Raw genomic sequence first — 19,164 nt, forward strand, 5'->3', positions numbered from 1 at the left:
GACTGGTGGGTCGGCCGTCCGGCCGTACGCGCGACCGGGCACCCGGCCCTTCCCGCCCCCCCTTCCACGACCTTGGAGCACCCCCGGCCATGACCGAGCAGAACGAGAAGCAGTCACTGGTCGGGGAGGAGTACGAGGTCGAGGTCGGCCCCGTCGCGCACGGCGGCCACTGCATCGCCCGGACCGGCGACGGCCGCGTCCTCTTCGTCCGCCACACCCTGCCCGGCGAGAAGGTCGTCGCCAAGGTCACCGAGGGCGACACCGACTCCCGCTTCCTGCGCGCCGACGCGGTCACCGTCCTGGAGGCCTCCAAGGACCGCGTCGAGGCCCCCTGCCCGTACGCCGGCCCCGGCCGGTGCGGCGGCTGCGACTGGCAGCACGCCAAGCCGGGCGCCCAGCGCCGCCTCAAGGGCGAGGTCGTCGCCGAGCAGCTGCGGCGGCTCGCCGGCCTCACGCCCGAGGAGGCCGGCTGGGACGGCACCGTCGCCCCCGCCGAGGGCGACAAGGTCCCCGCGGGCCAGGTCCCGCAGTGGCGCACCCGCGTCCAGTACGCCGTCGACGCCGAAGGCCGCGCCGGCCTGCGCAAGCACCGCTCGCACGACGTCGAGCCCGTCGACCACTGCATGATCGCGGCGCCGGGCGTCTCCGAGCTCGGCATCGAGAAGCGCGAGTGGCCGCAGATGGCGACGGTCGAGGCGATCGCCGCGACCGGCTCGCACGACCGCCAGGTCGTCCTCACCCCGCGCCCCGGCGGCCGCCTGCCCCTGGTCGAGCTCGACAAGCCGGTCTCCGTGCTGCGCGTGGAGGAGAAGGACGGCGCGACGCACCGCGTCCACGGCCGCCCCTTCGTCCGCGAGCGCGCCGACGGCCGCACCTACCGCGTCGGCATGGGCGGCTTCTGGCAGGTCCACCCGCAGGCCGCCGACACCCTCATCCGCGCCGTCATGCAGGGCCTCATGCCGCGCAAGGGCGAGATGGCCCTCGACCTTTACTGCGGCGTCGGCATCTTCGCCGGCGCCCTGGCCGAGCGCCTCGGCGAGACGGGCGCGGTCCTCGGCATCGAGTCGGGCAAGCGCGCCGTGGAGGACGCCCGGCACAACCTGGCGGACTTCCCCCGCGTCCGCATCGAACAGGGCAAGGTCGAAACGGTCCTCCCGCGCACCGGCATCACGGAGTGCGACCTGGTCGTCCTGGACCCGCCCCGCGCGGGCGCGGGCAAGCAGACGGTCCGCCACGTGGCCTCCCTGTCGGCCCGCCGCATCGCCTACGTGGCCTGCGACCCGGCAGCCCTGGCCCGCGACCTGTCGTACTTCGCGGAAGCCGGCTACAAGCCCCGCACCCTCCGCGTCTTCGACCTCTTCCCGATGACGCACCATGTCGAGTGCGTCGCGATCCTGGAGCCCGCCGAAAAGGGTGCCTGACCTGCGGTTTCTTCGAGTGTGCGTTATGTGCGGTACGTGCGTTACGGGCGATATCTTGACGCAAATCTGACGCACGTGACGCACGCGTGACGCATGTTCGACGCACGCCGGGCATTTTTTCTGACGGACCGTCATAGCCGGGAAATCGCCTCCCGAGACGGGCTGTGTGTCCCGCCGAAGAGGTGGCCTTCGCGCGGTCGGGCCGTGCTGCCCTTGCCCTGTGGGCGTCTCGGACATTCCGGCGCGTGGTAACACTCTGTAGTCGATCGCGGGAACGGTCGTGCCGGGCAACGCCAGTGATTCGCGTGGAGAGGCGCCCGACGGCAGCATCGGCCGGACCCTGGGGCCTGCCGCCGTGCCTTGTACAGGCCCGGTATCGCCCGACGCTCCCGGGAGGGGGCGCCGCGCGGTTTTGGGGTTGTTGATGACGGGCTCGTGGGAGCCGAGGGATCAGTTGCGGATAGGGCCAGCTTCAGCCCGGGCCGATATGGCGTGCGCGGGCCAGGTCCGGCGCCCCAGGCGCTCTGGGGGCAGTACCGCCGGGCCGCTTTAACTTTCCGCGACGCCCAGGTGTTGGTGTGCCAACTCGCCTTGTGCCGCCCTCCAATACTGTCGGGCAGAGCAGCCTTCCCGGTCGCTGTGAGCGGCGGTGAGGCCGGCGCGGGGTGCGCTGGCCCCACCAGTCTTGCTCAGGCTCCTCTCATTCTGTGTCGTCGTCTTCGGGTTCGTGGAGGTACCACATGTCGAAGCAGTACGCTTCGGAGCCTGCGATTGCGTCCAGTGCCTGTCGTGTGGCGGCGCGGCTCCACTGTTCTTCGACGGCGCGCATGCGGATGGCGGAGGCCTGGTGGGCTGTTGACTCACGTCCTTGCCAGGAGGCGCGGACCCGGTAGACGCCGGGGCGGGGGAGTTCGACCTCTCCGGCGACCCCCGCGGTGAACTCGCCGACGACCAGGGTGCCGGTTGCGCACTCCAAGGTCAGTTCTGTGCTGCCGTCGGCGGGCGGCCATGTGGCGGGTGGGGTGTTGTGGACTCGGATGGTGACGTTGACGCCGACGCCGCTTTGCAGGCTGCCGATGTAGAGGTGGTATCCGTCGCCGGCCACCACGTGTTCGTCGAGCTGGTCTAGGACGGCTGATGTGCCGACGTAGGCGTCGGCGTCGTACAGCTCGATGACCCGGCGGTCGGGGACGGCCTGCAGCCGGTGTTCGGCAAGAGTGGTCACGGGAGTCCTCGGCTGGTCTCAGGGAACGATTTTGACGTAGAAGGGGTCGTTGTCGAGGATGCGGTTCTCCTCGTACACCTTCTGGATGCGTTCGCCTCCTTTGCGGTTGTCGCGGCCGTCTATGAGCCGGGCACTGTAGCGGTTGTCGCTCTTCGCGGCGCCTTCGTAGGTGCTGGAGAAGGGGTACTCGTCGCACTCCAGGCTGCTGCCTTCGTAGTTGCCCCAGACATCGTTGCAGGTGGCGATCGCCACGTCCCGGTTCGCGTCCTGCTTGTCGCGGTTGATGAGGCGGTGCAGGGGCTCGCTCGACCCTGGGACCGACTTGCCGAGCCACGAGGGGAAGGTTCGTTCGGGCAGCTGCTGGGCGTCGAGGATGTGCCGGGCGCTCTGGTCGACTTCCGGGTCTTTCAGGCTCATGGTCAGTTCGACGCGGGCCTCGACGAACACGGTGCCCTTGTGCTTTCCGGCAGCCCGGCCGGTGTAGTCGAAGCGGACGTTGGAGTACGCCATGTTCGAGTCGACCCAGGGCACGGCTGTCGGTGAGGTGATGTTCATGGCGAGGGTGACCTGCCCGGCGACGCGCTGGGCGTTGCCCGGGTCCACGCGGCCGGTGTCAGGGGAGGTGTAGGTCAGGACCCACTGGGGTTTGGTCTTCCACTGCTCGATGGTGTCCTCGCGGCTGGTCACCGTCGGCTTGGTCATAGCCGGGTTGGGGTCACTGGCGGAGGCGTTGATCGAATGGGAGAAGGACTGTCCGAGCTTCCAGGTGGTCGGGTTCTCACCGGCAACGGCCTTGGCCCGGATGTTCTCGATGCTGGTGACGTAGTCCACGCGGCGGGATCCGTCGTAGGAGAAGCCGAGCATCCACAGGTCGAACCACAGCTCGCCGCGCAGCCGCCTCCTGTCGTCGAGGAGCTTGAGGTAGACGGGCTGGTGCACGCATGTCTCGAAGCGGTTCTTGATCCAGCCCTTCTTGGTCTTGGCCTCGGGGTGGGCAGCGCATTCGGTGCGTAGGTTCCCCTCGTCGGCGGCGGGGCCGTCGACCGAGACGGTATGGCGAATCGTTTCCTCCGGCGCGGCGGTCGCGGCCGTCGCGCCGGTAAGGAGGAAGGCGAACAGGGCCGCGAACACCGCGCTCGTCCGGCGGGTCAGACGAGAGCGGAGCTGGCCAGCCATGGAGTCACGGGGCAGACGCATGGGGGCTCCTGAACGAAAGACAGTACGGGTCATCGGGCGCACATCTGCCCCCAGCAGGCGTCAAGGAGCTGGCCGCTTGCGGCCGAGTAGGTGGCACGGAACCCGCGGACGGCGGTGCCGCGGGCGGATAGGCCCTTGGTCATAGCCTCGGACTCCACCGTCCAGACGGCACCGGCTTCCGGCTGCGGCCCGGCCGAAGGCACCGCCTTGACTGAGATGTTGCCGCTGTTGCCGGTGCGGACGTGAACGTCCTGCACCGGGACGCCGAACGCCACCGCAGCGCGCCCACTGATATCCAGCGGCGACGGAAGGGGAGGTGTTGCGGACGGCGCCGACGACGCAAGCGTGGGGCGCGATGCGGTGGGTGTCTGGGCGGCGGCGTTGCACTGCTTGGCGGTGCGTACGCACTCCGCCAGCCCCGGCACCGTCGCAAGGCAGGTGCCGGGGTCCTCGGCCATACACCGGGCGAGCGCGCCCTGGTCAGTCCCGTTGAACGTGCCGGCTGGGGCACGGTCGGCACGGCCGGGTGCCGACTGCGGCGGCACGAACGGAGCCGTCCGCGGCGCGACGGGGGAGGAGCCGGCCGCGCCAGGCTTGCTCACGGCCCACTGCGTGAACTTGGCGCTGTCGGTCAGCTTCGCCTTGAAGCAGTTCGGGGGAGTGTAGGTGAAGTTCGGGTCCCACGGACTCTTCTGGCCGCACACGCCCAAAGTGACAGCCTGCGCAGTGTCCGCGGAGGCGGAGCGGGACCAGACCTTGTTCTCGGCCATGTACTGCACCCGGTTGGCGATCTCCGGGACCGTTACGTACTGCGGCCCCATGACCTCGAGGCCGATGTCGATGCGGTTGGGGTTGCCCCGGGGGACTTTCAGCTGGTCGGTGGTGCTGCCGACCCAGTTGAAGTCGTACAGCACGTCCCACTGGTCCCCGCTGGCCTGCCGGATCGTCATGTAGGTGTGGTTGACGTTGTTCGGCTTGTCCGGGTCGATGCCCTGGGTGATGGCGTGGGTCTTGCCGCCGCTGTTGCCGACCTCGGTCCATCGCGGACCGTACGTACTACTCGTGGGGCCGGTCTTCTCCGCGTACAGCCCGACTTCGACGTGGTTGGCGAACATGCCGCCCTCGGTGTTGGGCACCATGCTCAGGTAGTTCGACGCCTGCACTGTCGTCCCCTGGGGCGCCGCGCTGTCGAACGTGATGGGTATATTTCGCCAGGTGGCGAAGGCGCCGATCACCGGCTGGCCGGGCTGTGAACACGCCACCGCCCAGAAGACGATTCTGGCCTGATGCGTTTCACTGCAACTGGCGGTGGGTGGACTCGCGCTTGCCGGTGCGGCTGCTGCCAGGGACAGCACTGCGGCGGATGCCGCTGCGGATAAGGATGCGGCGAGCCTTCTCTTCGCGCGGAACACATGTCTCCGATCTCGTTGATCAATGACGACCGCGTGAACCTATCGAACAAATGTCTATGTCGCTGGGTTATCTGCCGACTTGGCCGGATATCTACTCTTTAGGCAGCTAGCTACGGTTTTGTGATTCCGGAATGACTGGCACCGACGCTGGGGTGGGTCGGGGCCTGCGCGAGCACGCGGAGGTCAAGTCACCGAAATAATGTGCGTAGGGACCTGGCGACACGTCCCCAGGCATCGCTCTGGGAGCACGGCCGGGCACCGCTGCCGAGCAAGAAGCGCACTTGCAGATCTCGTCGCCGCCTCCACGCAACTCGCCAAATTCTGTGACCGGTACGCCAAGCATGTCGCGGCGGCGAAGGTGAGGATCCAGGACCACAGGAACGACCTGTTCCGGCTGAACATGCCCTGGGGCCAGCCGATGTTCGGCGGCAACGGCTTTTGACGGCGGCCTGCACGACGCGTCCTCAGCGACCCCCGCCCCGGCACCGCAACTGGTGCACTTCGCCAGCAGTCTCGCCGTGGCCAACGGCGAACCGGACCAATCGGCATTCCCGAGGAGCTCGACGAGCTCGTCTGGGACCTGCTGGCAGAGGTGCCGGCCGACCGGCCAAGGTCCATCACGGACGTCCTCGCGGTGCTGCGGCCCTTCCTACCGAAGCCTGGAGAACCGCCCCCAGACCCGGATCTGACTCCTGATTGGACGGCAAGCTTCCGCCTCTGCGGTGCAGTCTCCGAGGAAGAGAGGGCGTCCCCCGCCCAGCCCCCAAGACCTGTCGGACGGCCCGCCGCAGTGGTACCTGGCTGCGGCGCGATCAATTCGCCGAGCGAGTGGATCTGGCCCGGGCGGAGCTGCTTGTTGCCGACGGGCCGGGCGAACGGTGTGCGTCCCTTGTCGACCTGCTGCCCAAGGCGATGCGGGACTGGGGGCCCGCGAACCGATCATCCTGAAGGCGCGGTTGCGGTGCGCCGATGCCGCTCGGCTGGACGGTCGTACGCGCGATGCTGTGGAACAGTACACCGAAGTGGCCCAAGGCGGAGCGCCACAGGGCGTAGGGCGACATTCCGCTTGCCGGTTGGAAAACGCACGCGGAGCGCTGCGCCGCTGGTGTCGATCGCTGCTGCGGGCGACCCTCCAGTCTGGGCTCAGCCGCTTCAGTGCCGCAGCGCGCCATGCCGTGCAGAAGCTACAGCGCCATACCAGCAGGTGGTGACGCAGGCCGCGACCGCCGCGTGAGCGGCTCCCCGACCAGAACGGTGAGGGGCAGGGCCGGCCACAGGGTGTGGGCGAAGAAGACACCGACGAGTGCGGCCTCAGATGGTGAACGACCCCTTCGGCGTGCAGTGCCTGCGCGCCGGACAGCGGCTCTCGTGTGGCAGGGGTGGAGGGTGCGTTTTAGTCTCGTGCCGCAATCGCCGCACGGGACAGGCCGTGCGGTTGTCGGCCTGCCGAGAGGTCCGCGGGGCGGACTCCGCCGTGATGTGCTCGCGAAAGGACGCCCGTGCGAACAGCCGGATGCTCAGTGTCGTCGCGTTCATCGCCGCGGTCGTGTCCGTGTCGGGCGGTGGACGGGATCGCCCACCGCCGACCGCCGAGGCCGCCTCCCGCCAGAACGGGTGCAGCCGGCCGCGAGGTGCCGACGAGATGACGCCGCCCACCCCCACGGCACGTTCCCCGTTCCGGCGCGTCACCGGCGAGACCGCGGCCGCCTGGTCCGCGGCACTGCTCTCCATGGGCGCGTACTGTCTCGCGATGGCCGTGCACGGCACCTACCCGTTCGGCGGGCGCTCGCGTGCGGTCAACGATCTCGGCAACCAGCTCGTGCCGTTCCACGCCCGCCTGTGGGACCTGATGCACGGCAACACGACCGGCGATCTGTACTTCAACTGGTCGAGCGGATACGGAACGCCGTTCCTCGGTGACTTCTTCACCTACCTGATGAACCCGTTCTCCTGGCTCGTCGGGGTCTTCCCGCGTCACCTCGTGGAACTGCCGGTCTTCCTCGTCACCCTGTTCAGCATCGGCCTCGCCTCGGGCCTGATGACCCTTTTCCTGGGCCGGCTGCACCCGGGCTCCCCCTGGCTGCGGGCCCTCCTCGCCGTCTGTTTCGGCCTGAGCGCCTGGACCGTCTCCGACGGCTTCGCGGACCCCATGTGGATGTGGGGCCTGGTGGCGCTCCCGCTCCTCGGGATCGCCTACGACTGGTGCCTGCGCCGGCGGCGGTGGGTCGCCGGCACCCTGCTCGTCGCCCTCTCCTGGGCGGGCAACTTCTACACCGCGGCGATGGCCACCCTGGGCATGGCGCTGGTGCTGCTCGTGCGGGTGTGCCTGGACGCACGGGCAGGCCGGGAGCGGCTGGACACCCTGCTGCGCGCTGCTTCCATGACCCTGACCGGCGTCCTTCTCGCCGCGCCCGTGCTCACGGTCAGCCTCAGGGCGAGCCGCGCGGCGCAGCCGGCGCCGGTGAGGGTCTACGAAGGTCCGCCCTCCGTCGCCCACTACCTTGCGCAGCTGCTGCCCGGAGGGCTCTCCGAAGGACCGCGCGTCTCCGTGGGCATGCTGCCCCTGCTGCTCATCGCCACTTTGCCGTTCATCCGCCGGGTACCCCTGAGGGAGCGTTCCTGCTGGCTCTTCCTCATCGCTGTCATGGCAGGTTCATTCGTCTGGGCGCCCACGATCCTGCTCTGGCACGGAGGGGCGATACCGAACGGGAGCCCCTACCGCGCCTCCCTCGCCTTGACCGCCGTCCTGGTCTCCGTCGCCTGGCTCGCGCTCGCCCGTGAGCCCGGCCGCAGGGAGCTGCTGTGCGGAGCGGGTGTCGTGTTCCTCCTGATCCTCTTCGTCCGGCACAGCCCGCACCTGAGCCGCGGGCCGTGGTTGCTGGCTGCCGCCGGCCTGGCCCCCTTGGTGCTGCTGCTGGCGCTGGACCGGTACCGGAGGCGTCGCGGAGCGCGCGCGGCGCTGACGGCGGCCCTGGCCGGTACGGTCTTCCTCACCTCCGCCTACACGGTCTTCAACACCACGGCCATCCGGGACACCTACGCCTGGTGGACGCCCAAGCGCACCTACGACAGGGAGTCCCTGGCCGCGTACGAACTCCTCAAGTCGGCCGATGACTGGCCGGCCAGCCGCACGGACCCCGGGCCCCACGAGTACGCCAACAACGACCCCATGCTGCTGGCCGGGCAGGGGGGTTCGTACTACAGCAGCTACGTGCCCGCGCGCACAGCCAGAGCACTGCACGGACTCGGTGCGGGCTGGTACATACAAGGCCGGCACACCGTGAGCTTCACCGACCCGGTCAGCCGGGCGATCATGGGAATCAGCAGTTACGCCGACCGGAGGACGGGTCCCGGCGGCCTCACGGGCCCCGGCGGCCTCACGCGGCGAACGGTGCCCGCTCCGCCCATCGTCACCGTCCGGCCTCCCGGCACGAGACTCGACGGGGCGGGCGCGGACGCCACCGTCTTCGCCCGGCAGGAGCGGGTGCTCGGCGCACGCGTCTACGAGGTACCCCGGCTCCGTCCCTCCGACGGCTCTCCCCCCGAACCCACCGCCGGCCGCGGCTGGGCACTGGTCCCGGACCCGCGAGGAGGATTCGGCCGGACGTTCACCGCGCGCTGCACGCCCGGCACGGAGGCGTACTGGTACGCGCCGTGGTTCTCCGGCCGGGTCGGGACACAGGGCCGGACGGTCGAGAGCTTCGGGCGCCAAAGCATGACGGGCAAGGGGCTGACCGCTCTGGGGAGGGTGCCGGCGGACGGCACGCTCACCGTGAGGGTCACCTCGGAGCGTCGGCAACACCTTCCCCCGAGCCCGCTCGGCTGCCTGAACGAGACCGCACTCGACCGCGCCGTCGGCCACCTGCGGTCCACCGGGCCGCGAGAGCTCCGCGCCGGAGGGCATTCCATCGAAGCCGTTTTCGCCTCCGGGACGAAGGGAACCGCAGTCGTCTCCGTGCCCGCCACCTCCGGCTGGCAGTGCGCGGTCGACGGGGCCCAGGCCACCGGACCACGCAGACTGGGTGGCCTGATCGCCGTGGACCTGGGCGACGGCGCCACCGGGCTCCGGTGCAGCTTCCGCCCACCAGGCCTGCGGCTCGGCCTGGCACTCAGCGCCGCCGCGGCCGCCGCCCTGCTGCTCGTGGCCGGCGCAAGCGCGCTGGCGCCCGCCGAAGGGCGGTGAGGTGAGGTGAGGTGTAGGTGTCAGTGGCGGACCGCGTGGTGCCACAGGGAGCGAGTGCCAGGGGCGCCAGGCCGCAAGGCGGGAGACGCCGTCGTGGTGACGTGCAGATCGGCGTCGAGACCGAGGACCGCCATTGAGGCCGGGCCGGCCGCCTCCGCCAAGCCCGCCGGGGCGCCCGTGTACAGCATCCGGGATTCACTCCAGAGCGGCGATCCGCCCGTGCCGGTCGTCGTACTGGTCGCGCCGGTCATGCCGACCGTGCCGATCGTCCCCGTGCTCCCGCGGCCCGCGAGCAGGGGCCCCGCGACACCCACCGCGCCGTAGCCGCCCCTGCCGCCGGCTTCGGCGACCGGGGAGAGGTCCGGTCCCGGCGCGCCCGCAGTGGCCAGGGTCGTGGAGAGCGCGCCCGAGCCGGGCCGGCGGAAGAAGAGGCGGACCCCTTCACCGTCAGGGGCCGCTGACAGCGGGACCGTGGTCGGCGGCAGCTTGGTGGGCAAGGGGCCCTTGAGCGGAGAGTCCGGGGTCTGCTGGATCCAGGCCAGGACGGTCTTGCCCGTGGCCGCGTACACGTGGCGCCGGCCCGCCGCGTCGGTCGCGGTCACCGGCTCTCCCTGGAGATCGGTACCGCCCCATGCCTGCCATGCGCCGAACGGGCCGTCCGGCGCGGTCTGCGCGCGGGCGCGCAGCGTGCGTTTCGCATCGCGTATGTACACCGTCATGCGACCCGTCCGGTCCACGGCGACCGCCGGCCCGCTGATCGCCGAGGTGCCTGCGGCGTCCGTCGTCTCCGGGGTGCCGAGCGTCTGCCACGGGCCGAACGCGCCGTCGGGCGAGACCTGGGTGGCGAACACGACGGCACGGGCGTAGTCCTGCGGCTCGGCCCCCAGCGTGGTGCGCGTGCCGAAGACGGCGATCCTGCCGTCGGGCAGTCGGACCGCCGTCGCGCCCGGGTCCATGCCGGCGCCGGGGAGGAGGTCGGGCCCCCGCCACTCGCCCCGCGGGCCGCTGCGGGACCAGTAGGCCATCCGCCCGTCCAGGACTGCGAAGGCCCACAGCCGGCCCGGAGTGCCTTCGGCCATCCACGACGTGCTGTCACCGCGGCTGTAGCGGATGCTCTGGCCCCAGCCGTAACCGGCGGGCTTGGCGGCTGTCTTGCGGTCGCCGCAGCCCGCTGGGCTGCCGCACCACTCCTGGTGGTCCAGCCAGGCGTAGGTCTTGAGGTAGCGGACCTTCTCCTCGGCCGTCTGCGGGTCGAGCGTCGGGGGGAGGGAGGTGTTGAGGTAGCCGCTGTAGTTCTGGACCGAGAAGTGCGGCCGGTCCGTCGACTTCGCGTAGCGCTCGGAGGCCGCCTGTATGAAGCGGGCCCCGTACATGTGGTCCTGGTGGTCGATGAGTCTGCCGTTGTCCGCCCATGTACCGGGCGTCGGGTCCTGCACCCGTATCGTCGTCGGCTTGTACTGCTCGAGTACATCCGCGACGGTGCGTATCACCTGGTCCTTGGTGTAGGAGAACGACTGCTTGACCGGCGTCCCGGATGTCAGTTGGGCCCCCAGGGCGGCAGTCTTCCCGTTCCACAGGCCCCGGAGGCTGTCCGGGGTCTCGGCGTCGATGCTGCGGGCCTCGCGCAGCTGCAGCCAGACCAGGTTGATGTGGGGCTTGGCGACGAGGACGTCCACCTCCATGTACCCGCCGCCGGCCGTGGGGACCGATGTCCGCTGCCAAGGACTCGTGCGGTCACCGGTGGCCATCTGCGCATAGGCGCCTCGGATGCCGTTCTGCCGGGCTTCCGCGAACGCGGCGCGATCGGCGGGCCGCGCGGGGTCCTTCAGGTGCGGGCCGCGGGCCTCGTTCCGGCCGTCGGACTCACCGGAGGTGAGGTAGACGGTCGTCACCCTGGTGCCCGCCTGAATGGAGCGGCTCAGGTCCGGGTTCATGAAGAAGAGGTCGTCGTCCGGGTGGGCGACGACATGGAGCGCGGAGCCCTCGGTGACGCTCGCGCGGACGGCCGTCTCGGACGCGGCGGAAGGCTGCCGCGTCCCGTGGCCGTCGGCCACGGCCATCACCCCGCCGACGACAGCGGAGAGCACGGTGAGCAGAGCCGCGAGACGGATGCTGCGGTGGAGGGACATCTGCGTGCCTTGGGGGTCGGTCCAGTGGCGAAATTCCGCCGAGCAGGCGAGGTCGGGGCGTCTACGGGGGAACGTGGTGCACCGTCGTTGCGGAATCAGAGCTTCCGCTGGCGACCCGGCATGATTATGCACTTGCTCAAATGGGTGACCCATCGTCAAGTCGGATGTGTGGCGGAAAGATGGCGATCGGGCGTTTGATGACACCTAGGGTGTTTGGTGGAGATTGGTAAATTTGACCGGTTTGCCATGAAGTGCCCAACTTCGGCTCATTGGCGGTGCAGACCGAATGCGGCAGCCCGAGAAGCCCCGGCGGGAGAGTCTCCCGGCGGTGTGACGGGACGCGGCCCTGCTCAGGCGGGTGTCTGCATGTTCGGGGCGCACGTCGTACGGTCCGGTCGGACCATGTGGCGTGCGAGGACCAGCCGCGCCGAACCGGCTCCTCATCGGCCCCGAGCGGCACCCGGGCCGGCCTTGAGGCCGATCTCGTGGCGAAAGTCACGATGGGTTCACGTCCCCCGTCCGCCGCTTGCCGGAGCTGTCCACGGAGGCGCGCGCGACGCCGTCCCCATCGACGCCTCCGACGCCGCGGCCCGCGCGATCGGCCTGCCGCCGGTGCTCACCGGCTTCGCCCGCCGCCCCGCTGCCGACCCCCGCGGCCATGCACGTACGGGTCGGGGCGAGGTCGAGCTCTGCCCGGACGGTCTTGCCGCCGGGCGGGTACGGCTCCGTGCCCCACCGGTCGGCGAACGCGGCGACGAGCAGGAGGCCCCTCCCCGACTCGGCCTCCTCCGGCCGGGCCGCCCCCGGCCCGGGGGCGGGCACGCGGCCGCCCCGGCAGTCGGTGACGGCGATCCCGGGGCTGCCGCACCCGGTGTCCAGGGCGAGCGCAACGCGGAAGCCGCGGCCCTGGACCCGGCCGTGCAGGACGGCGTCGGCGGTGAGTTCGGCGATGATCCGCTCGGCGCGTTCCGTGACGCCGGGTGACGCTTCCCGGGCGTGGAGCTGCGCGACGGCGAGCAGCCGGGCCGGCGGCGTTTGCGGCGGGGGTCTGACCACGGTCGTCCCGGCGGTCACGTGGTCACGTCCACCGCCGGGACGCAGGGTCACTGAAGGTCGGGTCCACCCGCCGTGACGATCTCGGCCAGGACACTGATCTCTTCGTCGGCGTCGTCCGGGACGTCCGAGTCGACGTCGGTGACCCAGCCGGCCACCTCTTCATCGGCGAGATGCGGATACTTCTCCAGGAGGAACCGTCGCCGGTACGCCATCTCGGCGGCGTCGACGATCCCCTCCAGCGTGGTCCAGTTGAGGGTGCTTCCCACCGCCACCCCGACCAGGGGCACGGCCTTGCCGAGACCCCTCTTCGTGAGGCGGAAGCCGAAGGCCTTGGCGAACTGCTGGGACACCTTGCTGACGACCGATTCGTTCAGGACCGTCCACGACTTGCCCCGGAACAAGGCCTGGGTGAGCCGCGAGATGTCGGCCATCGCGGCGTTCTTGGCCGTGGCCGAACTCGCCGTCCCCACGTTGACGACCGACATCACGAAGAGCTTCTCGGCAGGCTCCTCCGGGTCGTAGCCGTAGAACAGCGAGACCTGACCCACCGCACGGGAGGCGAGCCCCAGGACGGCCGCGGTGTCGGCGATGAAGGCGCCCGCGATTGCGCCCCCCGACGGCGCCGCCGCTGCGCCGGCGGAGGCGGCAACGGCGAGCTGCCCTCCGGAGATCACCAGACCGGTGGTCGCCCCGGACAGCGCTGCGGCCGCCGGGAAGTACCAGCTCGCCGCCCGCCCGCGCACCGCGTCCACCTGCTGGAGGTCCAGGCGCCGCACGTCTCTCAGCGACTCGACGTCGTGCCCGTGCTTCTGGTGGCGCGCCACGACCCTCTTGGGGGAGAGCCCGACCCGCGAGACGCGCCCCACGGTCTTCCGTATGGAGTTCACGGCCGTGCCGCCCCAGTCAGGCATGGCCTCGGCGGCCCCCCGGGCCCCGGCGCCGACCTTCTGGGCGCCCTTGGCGACGAACTCCTGCCCGCGCGCAACCGCGGCTTTGGCGCGGGGGTGGTTCTGCAGCTGCTTCGACGCGCGCTTGCCGAGTTCCGCGACGCCGTTGCCCACGGCCTCACCGGCGTTGCGCACGGTGCGCGACAGCGCGCGCCCCTTGAACTCCCGGATGGCCTGCCAGGCTTCGAGCTCGTAGCCCGAAGGCAGCCGATCCTGCTGCTCCGGGTCCTGCGGCTTGCTCATGGTCCGGTGCGCTCCTGTCTATGGGAGGAGGTCTTCGTGACCACGGGCAGGTGGGCGCGCCGCGGCCTCGGCGGTCGTGCGTGAGGTCAGGTGAGGTGGGTCACATGCTGTCACAGCAGCGGGGGCCGCGGTGTCTTGAGGGCGCAATGCCCTGAGGGCGGTGGCAGCCGGATTCGGCTGCTGCGATCCCGGGGCGTCACCGATACGAGGGGAGCGCACATCGTGAAGCACCGCATCGTCGTCCTCGGCGCCGGCTACGCCGGGGCCTACGTCGCCGGGACGCTGGCCCGGCGGCTGTCCGCGGCGGACGCGGAGGTGACCGTGGTCAACGCCGAACCGGACTTCGTCCAGCGGCTGCGGCTGCACCAGCTCGCGGCCGGCCAGGAGATCGCGGCTCCCGCGCTCTCCGAGGTCTTCGCGGGCACGGAGGTCCGGCTGCGGCCCGCCCGGATCACCGCCGTCGAGCCGGAGCGCCGGGTCGTCGCCGTGGCCGACGCCGACGGCACCGCCGCCGAACTCGGCTACGACACGCTGGTCTGCGCCCTCGGCAGCCACGGGGCCCGCCATGCCGTCCCCGGCGCGGCCGAGCACGCCTTCGACGTCTCCGCCCGCCCCTCCGCGCTGCGCCTGCGCGAACGCCTGGACGGCCTGGCCCGGCAGGGCGCCTGCGGCAGGGTGCTCGTCGTCGGCGACGGGCTGACCGGCATCGAGACCGCCACCGAGATCGCCGAGTCGCGCCCCGGCCTGTCCGTGACCCTGGTCGCCCGCGGCGTGCTCGGCGCCACGCTCTCCGCCGGAGCCCGCCGGCACCTGCGCCGGGCCTGCGACCGGCTGGGCGTCACCGTACGGGAGCACACGGAGGTCGCGGCCGTCGAAGCCACACGCGTGCGGTGTGCCGACGGCACGGTCCTGGAGGCCGACGCGACGGTGTGGTCGGCCGGCTTCGCGGTCAGCCCGATCGCCGCCGCCGGCGGGCTTGACGTCACCGACGACGGCCGGATCACCGTCGACCGCGCCATGCGGTCGGTCTCGCACCCGGACGTCTACGCCGTCGGCGACTGCGCCTTCGCCATCGGCGACAACGGCCGGCCGCTGCCGATGTCCTGCGCCTCGGCCGGCTACACCGGCAGGCAGGCCGCGGAGGCGATCACGGCACGCCTGACCGGCCGCAAGGCCCCGAAGAACGTCAAGCTGGGCTACCTCGGCAACCACATCAGCCTCGGGCGCCACGACGGCATCCTGCAGATCGTCGACCACGAGGCCCGGCCGAAGCCGACGTTCCTGGCCGGCCGGAAGGCCGCACGCGTCAAGGAGGCCATCGTCTCGATGTCCCTGTGGGGCACCTCCCACCCGACCTTCGGCGTGCCGCAGCGCAGGCACCGCCTGACCGGAGCCCCGTACGAGCCGGACACGGCGCACGCGGCGGACGCGCCGCACGCCGGGGAGACAGCCCGCCCGCGCGCACACGGCTGAGAGGACCGAGAGATGACCGAGCACGGCACCGACCCGGCGACCCGGGCGTTCGTCGACCACCGCAACCTGCTCTTCACCGTCGCCTACGAGATCCTCGGCTCCGCCGCCGACGCCGAGGACGTCCTCCAGGAGACGTGGCTGCGCTGGGTCCGCGTCGACCTGGGGCAGGTGGGCGACCGGCGGGCGTACCTGGTGCGGATCACGACCCGGCAGGCGCTCAACCGGCTGCGCGCCGTGAAGCGCCGCCGCGAGGCGTACGTCGGCCAGTGGCTCCCCGAGCCGCTGGCCACGGCCCCGGGCGTCGCCGAGGACGTCGAACTCGCCGAGAGCATGTCGATGGCGATGATGCTCGTCCTGGAGAGCCTCTCCCCGACGGAGCGCGCGGTGTTCGTGCTGCGCGAGGTCTTCGAGGTCGAGTACGGGGAGATCGCCGAGGCCGTCGGCAAGAGTCCCGACGCCGTACGGCAGATCGCTCACCGCGCCCGCCGGCACGTCGGCGCCCGTCGCCCCCGCAGACCGGCCACCGCGTGCGAGACCCGCGCCGCCCTGGAGTCCTTCCGGCGCGCCATCGAGTCCGGGAACCCGCAGGACTTCCTCGACGTGCTCGCCCCCGACGTCGTCCTGCTCAGCGACGGCGGCGGCGTCAAGCGGACCGCACTGCACCCGGTCGTCGGCGCCGAGAAGATCGTCCGCTTCTGGATCGGCGGCTCCGCGAAGGTCGAGGAGACGATCGACTGGGAGCCCACCGAGGTCAACGGCAGCCCCGCGCTCGCCGTGTACGTGGGCGGCGAACTCGACGGCGTCATGGCCGTCCGCGTCGAGGACGCCCGCATCACCGGCCTCTACTTCGTCCGCAACCCGGAAAAACTGACCCACCTCGCCTCGGGTACCCCGCTCACCCTCCGCTGACGTGACCCCCGGGCGCCCGGGCGCCCGTCACAGCCAGGGGCGGTGGCCCGGGCCCGTGGGGTGGGTGCCTGTGATGCCCATGAGGGCCGAGTAGAGGCTGGTTTCCGCGGTGATGAAGAGGCGGTTGCGCTTGGGGCCGCCCCAGGCGATGTTCGAGACCGTTTCCGGGACGTTCAGGCGGCCGATCAGGGTGCCGTCCGGGTCGTAGCAGTGGACGCCGTCGGCCATCGCGGCGACCCAGAGGCGGCCGCCGTCGTCGAAGCGGAGGTTGTCGAAGCGGGCGCCCTCGCGGGCTCCCGCGTCGGCGAAGACCTCGCCGTCGGAGAGGGTGCCGTCGTCGCGGACGTCGAAGACGCGGATGAAGCCCGCGCGCGTGTCGGAGACGAACAGCTGCCGCTCGTCGGGGGAGAAGGACAGGCCGTTCGGCGCGCCGAAGCAGTCCGCGACCAGGCGCACTTCGGCCGTCGCCGGGTCGATCCGGTAGACGTTGCCGGAGCCGATCTCGCTCTCCGCGCGGTGGCCCTCGTAGTCGCTGGTGATCCCGAAGTCCGGGTCGGAGAACCAGATCGACCCGTCGGACTTCACGGTCGCGTCGTTCGGGCTGTTCAGGCGCCTGCCCTGCCAGCGGTCGGCCAGCACGGTGACGGTGCCGTCGTGTTCGGTGCGGGTCACCCGGCGGTTGCCCTGCTCGCAGGTGATCAGCCGGCCTTCGCGGTCGAGGGTGTTGCCGTTGGTGTGGCCGGCGGAGCGGCGGAAGACGCCGACCGCGCCGGTCTCCTCGTCCCAGCGGAGCATCCGGTCGTTGGGGATGTCGCTCCAGACCACCTGGCGCCAGGCGGGTATGTAGACCGGCCCCTCGGCCCAGCGGCAGCCGGTGTACAGGACCTCCAGGGCTTCGTCCCCGTTCATGCATCGCCCGGTACGGAACCGGTCGTCCAGCATCTCGTACATGCTCTGGCGCTCGCCGCCCATGACGTCCCCCTTGTGGAATGCCGTATGTGCCGAATGGCGATCGGCTATGTTGGCATTTTGCAGGATGACGTTCTGTGTGTGTGGGAGGTCGGGGAGGATGAGCTGTGGATCACATCGGACTGGCGGCGGCCGGACCGGGTGCTGCTGCCGGCCGCCGGTGCGGCTCAGACCGGGAGGCCCGTCGGGCCCTTGATCCGCTTCATGATGATCTGCGAGTTGACCTCCGTGACCCCGGAGAGCGCGGTCAGCTTCTCGATCCACAGGCGCTCGTACGCGCGCAGGTCCGCGACCGCGATCCGCAGCAGGCAGCCGGGGCTGCCGAAGAGGCGGTACGCCTCGATGACGTCCGGGATGTCCTGCAGGGCCGCCTCGAACGCCTCCACGGCCTCCCTGTCGCGGCGCACCTCCACCGACACGAGCACCTCGAAGCCGCGTTCCACCGCCTCCGGGTCGATCACCGCGCGGTAGCCGCGGATCACACCGTCCTGCTCCAGCTGCCGTACGCGCCGCATGCAGGGGGACGGGGTCAGGCCCACCCGCTGGGCGAGCTCCTGGTTGCTGAGCCGGCCGTCGGCCTGGAGCTCGCGCAAGATTTCACGATCGATGGCGTCCATGAGGCAATAATCCCCCAGGCGCGGCGCGGCGGAGGGGCGGAAGCGGCAATCGCATTGCGTAGTGAAACGCCTATCATTGCCCGCAGTGCTGTGTTCAGCACATCTGTACGAGTTATCACCCGCACGCGGGAAAGGGTGGCCATGGGGCGGATCGTCGTCATCAGCACCGGCGGCACGATAGCCAGCCGCTGGCAGGGCTCCGGCTTCGCCGCCGACGCCGACGGGCGCGAGGTCATGGCCACGGCGCCGCTCCCCGAAGGGGTCACCGTCGAGGTCGTCGACCTCTTCAGCGTCAACAGCCCCCGGCTGACGACCGCCCACCAGCTGACCCTGCTGCACACCGTGCACGAGGTCCTCGCCGACCCCGGCGTCGACGGCATCGTGGTCACCCACGGCACCGACACGCTGGAGGAATCCGCGTTCCTCGTCGACCTCCACCACCACGACCCGCGCAGCGTCGTCTTCACCGGGGCGCAACTGCCGATGGGCACCGCGGAGGGCGACGGGCCCGGCAACCTGTACGACGCCCTCCTCGTCGCCGCCACCACCCGGGAGCTCGGCGTCCTCATCAGCTTCGCCGGGCGGGTGCACGCAGCCCGCGGCACCGTCAAGACCCAGGCCGTCGCCCTCGACGCCTTCGCCGACCCCTCCCGGGAACTCCTCGGCAAGACCGGCTTCGGCAAGGTCGCCGTCCTGCGCCGGCCCCAGCGGCCCGAGCCGCTGCCGCTGCCCGCCATGCCGGAGCGGCCGCCGCGGGTCGACATCGTCATGCACCACTCCGACGGCGACCCCGTGCTGTTCGAAGCCGCGATGGCCGCCGGGGCGCGCGGCATCGTCCTCGTCGGCACCGGGGCAGGCAACGCGACGCCCGAGATCGTCGACGCCGTGCGGGGGGCGGTCGCGCGGGGGGTGCTCGTCGCGCTCACGACCCGGGTGGCCGCCGGGCCCGTCACCGAGATCTACACGCACGGCGGCGCCGTCGACCTGGTCGCCGCCGGAGCCGTGCCGACCGGGACGCTGCGGGCCGGGCAGGCCCGCATCGCGGTCCTCGCCGCGCTGCTCGCCTCCGCCGACCCGGAGGTGCAGGCCCGTACCCTCCGCGAAGCGGTCTCCCCGGCGGGGCCGGTCCTCGTCAACGCCTGACCGCGGCCCGGCGGGGCGGGCTTGCAGCCTTGCCGGCCGCGGGGCCGGAGCGATCCGGCAGCCCGCCCGCGCCCCTGCTGCGGGGGCTCTGCCCCCGCACCCCCGCGCCTCAATCGCCGGCGGGGCTGGAGTGTGCGGGGCGGTGGTGCGGCGGCGGGTCGGCGGTGGTGCGAAGCGCGCGCGCCCGCGCCCCTGCTGCGGGGGCCCTGCCCCCGTGCCCCCGCGCCTCAATCGCCGGCG

The 19,164-nt window shown here is 71.4% G+C and carries 13 protein-coding genes; 5 read left to right on the plus strand and 8 right to left on the minus strand.

The features are described 5' to 3' along the window. Positions 1–89: 89 nt before the first annotated feature. Positions 90–1,421 (plus strand): class I SAM-dependent RNA methyltransferase, encoded by a 1,332-nt coding sequence (locus IE170_RS22120; protein ID WP_189811179.1) that lies wholly within the window; start codon positions 90–92, stop codon positions 1,419–1,421. Positions 1,422–2,121: 700 nt separating this feature from the next. Here the strand turns inward: IE170_RS22120 and IE170_RS22125 are convergent. From IE170_RS22125 to IE170_RS22135, 3 genes are read right to left on the minus strand one after another with little or no spacing between them, the layout of a single operon-like run. Continuing rightward, positions 2,122–2,646, minus strand: a complete 525-nt coding sequence (locus IE170_RS22125) for a hypothetical protein (protein ID WP_189811180.1) — start codon at positions 2,644–2,646, stop codon at positions 2,122–2,124. An 18-nt stretch (positions 2,647–2,664) separates the two neighbouring features. Further along, entirely contained in the window at positions 2,665–3,843 is a 1,179-nt protein-coding gene (locus IE170_RS22130; protein ID WP_223856328.1) for a NucA/NucB deoxyribonuclease domain-containing protein, read from the minus strand. 29 nt (positions 3,844–3,872) lie between these two features. Beyond that, positions 3,873–5,255 carry a hypothetical protein gene (locus tag IE170_RS22135; RefSeq protein WP_229885057.1) on the minus strand — a complete coding sequence of 461 codons (1,383 nt, stop codon included), beginning with the start codon at positions 5,253–5,255 and terminating at the stop codon, positions 3,873–3,875. A 1,642-nt stretch (positions 5,256–6,897) separates the two neighbouring features. Between IE170_RS22135 and IE170_RS22140 the strand changes: the two genes are divergently transcribed. Then, on the plus strand, positions 6,898–9,438 hold the full coding sequence (locus IE170_RS22140; RefSeq protein WP_189811181.1) for a YfhO family protein: 2,541 nt from the start codon (positions 6,898–6,900) through the stop codon (positions 9,436–9,438). 20 nt (positions 9,439–9,458) lie between these two features. Here the strand turns inward: IE170_RS22140 and IE170_RS22145 are convergent, their stop codons facing one another. From IE170_RS22145 to IE170_RS22155, 3 genes are all read right to left on the minus strand, one after another. Beyond that, on the minus strand, positions 9,459–11,567 hold the full coding sequence (locus IE170_RS22145; protein WP_189811182.1) for a PIG-L family deacetylase: 2,109 nt from the start codon (positions 11,565–11,567) through the stop codon (positions 9,459–9,461). Positions 11,568–12,062: 495 nt separating this feature from the next. Then, positions 12,063–12,641: an ATP-binding protein gene (locus tag IE170_RS22150; RefSeq protein ID WP_189811183.1), complete on the minus strand. Its 579-nt coding sequence runs from the start codon at positions 12,639–12,641 to the stop codon at positions 12,063–12,065. Between the two features lie 29 nt (positions 12,642–12,670). After that, complete coding sequence (locus IE170_RS22155; protein ID WP_189811184.1) at positions 12,671–13,813, minus strand: EcsC family protein; 1,143 nt, start codon at positions 13,811–13,813, stop codon at positions 12,671–12,673. Positions 13,814–14,035: 222 nt separating this feature from the next. On the opposite strand from IE170_RS22155, the gene IE170_RS22160 reads away from it, so the two are divergent. Beyond that, a complete protein-coding gene (locus IE170_RS22160) occupies positions 14,036–15,286 on the plus strand; it encodes an NAD(P)/FAD-dependent oxidoreductase (protein ID WP_189811185.1) in 1,251 nt (416 codons plus the stop codon). A 12-nt stretch (positions 15,287–15,298) separates the two neighbouring features. After that, the gene (locus tag IE170_RS22165) at positions 15,299–16,195 is read left to right on the plus strand and encodes an RNA polymerase sigma-70 factor (RefSeq protein ID WP_189811186.1); all 897 of its coding nucleotides are present in this window, start codon (positions 15,299–15,301) and stop codon (positions 16,193–16,195) included. A gap of 27 nt (positions 16,196–16,222) precedes the next feature. Here the strand turns inward: IE170_RS22165 and IE170_RS22170 are convergent, their stop codons facing one another. Both IE170_RS22170 and IE170_RS22175 read right to left on the minus strand, forming a co-directional pair. Beyond that, positions 16,223–17,167, minus strand: coding sequence for an SMP-30/gluconolactonase/LRE family protein (locus IE170_RS22170; RefSeq protein ID WP_189811187.1), 945 nt, complete (start codon positions 17,165–17,167; stop codon positions 16,223–16,225). Positions 17,168–17,331: 164 nt separating this feature from the next. Then, positions 17,332–17,781, minus strand: a complete 450-nt coding sequence (locus IE170_RS22175) for an Lrp/AsnC family transcriptional regulator (RefSeq protein WP_125542173.1) — start codon at positions 17,779–17,781, stop codon at positions 17,332–17,334. 141 nt (positions 17,782–17,922) lie between these two features. Between IE170_RS22175 and IE170_RS22180 the strand changes: the two genes are divergently transcribed. Beyond that, positions 17,923–18,924, plus strand: a complete 1,002-nt coding sequence (locus IE170_RS22180; protein ID WP_189811188.1) for an asparaginase — start codon at positions 17,923–17,925, stop codon at positions 18,922–18,924. Positions 18,925–19,164: the final 240 nt, after the last annotated feature.

Source organism: Streptomyces toxytricini (assembly GCF_014649915.1).
Taxonomy (GTDB): domain Bacteria; phylum Actinomycetota; class Actinomycetes; order Streptomycetales; family Streptomycetaceae; genus Streptomyces; species Streptomyces toxytricini.